This window comes from Halomonas sp. 707B3 (assembly GCF_024158645.1).
GTDB classification, from domain to species: domain Bacteria; phylum Pseudomonadota; class Gammaproteobacteria; order Pseudomonadales; family Halomonadaceae; genus Vreelandella; species Vreelandella lionensis.
On sequence record NZ_JAMZBE010000290.1, the window covers coordinates 1 to 1,483 of the forward strand.

Sequence of the window (1,483 nt, forward strand, 5' to 3'; positions counted from 1 at the left end):
ATGAACAGCAGCGGCTCACTGGGAACCGGGTTATCCAGCTCTTTGGCGTGGTCGGCATAATTGCGGCCGACGCAGACGACTTTGCCCAGCGCGTGGGGAAACTCCTGGCCATCGGTAAACTGTGGAACAAAACGCATGGCGGGTCTTCTCCTTCTCATTATGCGTGCCGCATTCGCAACGACAGGCGCATTAGTCTACCCCAGCTATGCGTATGTTCCACAGTACCACCACCGCTTTTCCAAGGCGCAGGCCAGCCCCCCCCCGTTTACGCGCCTGGATTCCAGCGCTCATCTGGACCGTGGGCCAAGAACGGCGGGCGCTGCTTGGGAGCGGCAAATGGCTCTACACAGCGGTTATCAGGCCGGTTAAACACGAAAAACACGTTACTACGCGGATCCGGCGAGAGGTTGGCGTTAGACGCGTGCAGCGTGTTGCAGTCAAACAGCAGCAGGCCGCCCGCTTTACCTTTAGGTGCATCAATCCCATATTTACCGACCAAATGGGTCAGTGCCTCTGGGCTTGGTACGCCTATCTCTTGGGCTTTCAACGAGCTTTTATGGTTATCCTCTGGCGTTTCCCCTAAGCAGGGCACAAATTCCATGTGCGAACCGGGGATCAGCATCAGTGGGCCGTTAAACTCGTGGTTATCGGTCAAGATCAGCGATGCACTCACCGCATGCATATTGGGCATGCCATCTTCCGCGTGCCAGGTTTCAAAATCCGAGTGCCAGTTAAATCCTTTACCCGCAAACCCCGGCTTGTAGTTAATACGCGACTGGTGCACGTAAGGGTCATCGCCAATAATTTGCCGTGCCGCACCGGCTAAGCGCTCATCGGTGGCAAGCGCGCCCAACCGTTCGGAGAGCTTATGAACCGCAAACAGCGAACGAATCTCATGGCTTTGCGGCTCCGTAACGCTGAAGTCCTGGTCACGGTAGGCATCATTGCTCATCAGCTCGTTCATCTCCTGGCATAGCGATTCCAACTCTTCACCACTAATCAGGTTGGGGATAAACAGATACCCATTGCGCTCAAACTCGTCCAACTGCGCCTGGGTAAGCGGCCCCGGCAGTTGACGCCCTTTCACTACCCCATCACGGCGGGGCTGAGTCAGGGATTTGGGCGCTTGGGCAAGACGCGTTGGGTAACCATCCGCTACCTTTGCGTTCCCCGTCGAGGGCATATCGGCCATTTCGCTATACTGCTTATGGGCCGTTACGTTATTAAGAGGTGTATTGCTGACTGTCATCTAATCCACTCCTTGTATGATTAAACTTCAGTTAAAACGTGTCTCATTTAGAAACACAGCGCAGTAGGTAGGGTAGCTAATACCCTTGCGCTTGCAACCTAAGATGTCTCCTTTCATAACGTGGGTTATGACATTTACCTGAATCCGTGAAGCCGGCGCCGACACTTTCCCTATCACCGCCAGCGAGCACTTTTTGATCATTCGCCCGTGCAAGTTGGCTTTCGCAAGCCCGTT

1 protein-coding gene and 1 pseudogene are annotated in these 1,483 nt (G+C 54.6%); both read right to left on the reverse strand.

Annotated elements, in window-relative coordinates; genetic code table 11:
- Nucleotides 1–137 (reverse strand): annotated as a pseudogene (locus BIS10_RS18700) (isomerase/hydrolase); the annotation flags it as partial.
- A gap of 128 nt (nt 138–265) precedes the next feature.
- Nucleotides 266–1,249, reverse strand: a complete 984-nt coding sequence (gene thpD / locus BIS10_RS18705; protein WP_253507777.1) for an ectoine hydroxylase — start codon at nt 1,247–1,249, stop codon at nt 266–268.
- Nucleotides 1,250–1,483 lie beyond the last annotated feature (234 nt).